The 2,477-nt window shown below is 70.6% G+C and carries 2 protein-coding genes and 1 pseudogene; 1 reads left to right on the forward strand and 2 read right to left on the reverse strand.

The annotated features are described in order from the left end of the window. A pseudogene (locus tag ELR45_RS19800) lies at positions 1-631 on the reverse strand (hypothetical protein); the annotation flags it as partial. A gap of 111 nt (positions 632-742) precedes the next feature. On the opposite strand from ELR45_RS19800, the gene ELR45_RS19805 reads away from it, so the two are divergent. Continuing rightward, positions 743-1,627: a uracil-DNA glycosylase gene (locus ELR45_RS19805; protein ID WP_240759898.1), complete on the forward strand. Its 885-nt coding sequence runs from the start codon at positions 743-745 to the stop codon at positions 1,625-1,627. Positions 1,628-1,640: 13 nt separating this feature from the next. Here the strand turns inward: ELR45_RS19805 and ELR45_RS35520 are convergent, their stop codons facing one another. Next, on the reverse strand, positions 1,641-2,477 hold the full coding sequence (locus ELR45_RS35520; protein ID WP_165367943.1) for an SDR family NAD(P)-dependent oxidoreductase: 837 nt from the start codon (positions 2,475-2,477) through the stop codon (positions 1,641-1,643).

Below are 2,477 nucleotides of genomic sequence, written 5' to 3' on the forward strand. Positions count from 1 at the left end.
AGCTCAAGATTCCGCCCGATACGGGGTCGTTGACCTGTTCCCCGGTGGCGAGGTTCCAGACGCCCGGGCTCTTGCTGTCCTCGCCTGCGGTGGCGGCATACAGCTCTCCGTCGACCTCGCCTACTGCTATTGAGCGTGCCCGTCCCAGGTAGCCCGACAACGGCTCACCGACCTGCTCGCCGGTCTCCAGGTTCCACACGGTCGGTGCGCTGGCGCCGACGGTGACGGCGACGAGCGAACCGTCGAGCTCACCGAGCGCCACTCCGGAGATCGACTCGGCACCGGTCAGCGGGGCGCCGATCTCAGCGGCGACAAGCTCGGACGGTTCGCTCTCGCCGCTACCGGGGGTGCTGGCCTCGGGATTCCCGGTGGCCGGAGAAGGCGTGGGCTCGCCGCTCGCGTCATCGTCCGGGACGGCCTCCGACGGCGAGGCGGTCGCGGAACCGGAATGGTCCGCGGGTTGAGCCGGAGCCTCGGCGACGGCGGACTGATCGTCATCGCCCCAGGTGATGAGGATGACCGTGACCATCGTGACCACCAGCGCGACCGCGACGAACGCCAAGGTGGCCGCGACCACGAGCGGCATCCGGACGGTGCGGTTCCGCGTGGACGCTGCTGGTCGCTGTGTCATCGAGCACCTCTCCGGGGGCGGTGACCATGATCGTATTCGGCCGTCATGACCGGCTCAACCCCTGGCCGAGCCATCCGTGGATTTGCTGCGCTGCCAGGCACAATGGGAGCCGTGCCTGTCGAGGATACGAATACGTCCGCGGATCGCCCCGATCCGTCGGCGGAGCCGCTGCCGCATCCCGTCACCGGAGCGGTCTTCCCCAGCCCGGTCCCGGCGGGCGCCGGGTGGCCGGACGACGTGGCCGACGCGGATACGCCGGTGGCGACCGGCCCGGACGAGGTCGCCGAGCTCGCAACACAGTCCTCGCTCACCGAGGTCACCGCGCGCTCTTCGGTCTGCCGGGCCTGCCCCCGCCTGGTGACGTGGCGGGAGGACGTCGCCGTCACCAAGCGGCGATCCTTCGCGGAACAGCCGTATTGGGGACGGCCGACCCCCGGTTGGGGCGATGCGGAGCCCCGCGTCCTGGTGATCGGGCTGGCGCCGGCGGCCAACGGTGGCAACCGGACCGGGAGGATCTTCACCGGCGACCGCAGTGGCGACTGGCTCTTCGCCGCGCTGCACCGGGTCGGCTTGGCGAACCAGCCGACCTCCGAGCACGCCGGCGACGGCCTGCGGCTGGCCGGCGTCCGCATCGCCGCCGCCGTGCGCTGCGCCCCGCCGGACAACAAGCCGTCGCCGGCTGAGCGGGACGCATGCTCACACTGGATCGACCGAGAGGTCGCGCTGGTGCTGCCGTCCCTGCGTGCGGTCGTGGCGCTCGGATCGTTCGCATGGACCGCGGCGTTAGCCACGCTCAGCCGGGCAGGCGTCGAGGTGCCACGCCCGCGCCCCAAGTTCGGCCACGGCGCCGAGGCTCAGCTGGAGTACAGCCCTCGATCGATCACCTTGATCGGGTCCTACCACCCGAGCCAGCAGAACACCTTCACCGGCAAGCTCACGGAGGGCATGCTGGAGAAGCTCTTCGAACGAGCGAAGAGTCTCGCAGAGTTCGAATGAGGGGAGCAGGTTGCTATACCGACGCGCCACCGTCGACGACGAGGTCATGCCCGACGAGGTAGCCCGCGCCGTCGGACGCGGCCCACAGCACTGTGGAGGCGATCTCGTCCAGCGAACCGATGCGGCCGACGGGGATCTGGGTGGCGAATCGCTCGGCGCGTTGTGCAGAGGTCTCGCCCGGTAGCAACGACATCGGGGTGTCCACCGGGCCGGGACTGACGACGTTGATGCGGATCCCGTCCCGGGCGTGCTCCAGGGCGGCGGCCTTGCTGAGTGCGCTGACGGCGGCTTTGGTTGCCCCGTACGCGCCCACCCCGGGCGCCTGCGTGTGCGCGCCGAGGTTGGACCCGATGTTGATGATGGAGCCGCCTCCGGCTGCGCGCATGGCGGCGATTTCGTGTTTCATGGAGAGGAAGACGCCGGTGACGTTCACCTCGAGCATCCGGGCCCAGTCGTCGTTGCTCAGCTCGGCGATCGGGCCGGCCGCGAGCACACCGGCGTTGTTGACGGCGACGTCCAGCTTGCCGAACCGCTCGACCGTGACCGCGATGAGGTGGCGGACGTTGTCGTCATCGGTGACATCGGCCGGGACGGCGAGCCCGCGGCCCCCGTCCTGCTCGATGAGCTTCGCCGTCTGCTCCAGGGCGTCCTGGCTGCGACCGGCGACGACGACGGTCGCACCGGCACGGGCGAAGGCCCGGGCGATGCCGCGCCCGATCCCGGACCCGCCGCCAGTCACGAGCGCGGTCCGACCGTCGAAGCCAGGAGTGTCGCGGGTGTACGTCGGCGTGGCCAGGTGCCCGGCGGAGGTGTGGTCGGCTCCGGTGGCGGCGATATCGATGTCGGTCAT

Source organism: Phytoactinopolyspora endophytica (assembly GCF_004138495.1).
Classification (GTDB): domain Bacteria; phylum Actinomycetota; class Actinomycetes; order Jiangellales; family Jiangellaceae; genus Phytoactinopolyspora; species Phytoactinopolyspora endophytica.

Excerpts from the sequence above, each read along its gene's own strand:
- ELR45_RS35520 (WP_165367943.1), bottom strand. The coding sequence starts at position 2,477 with ATGACCGACATCGATATCGCCGCCACCGGAGCCGACCACACCTCCGCC.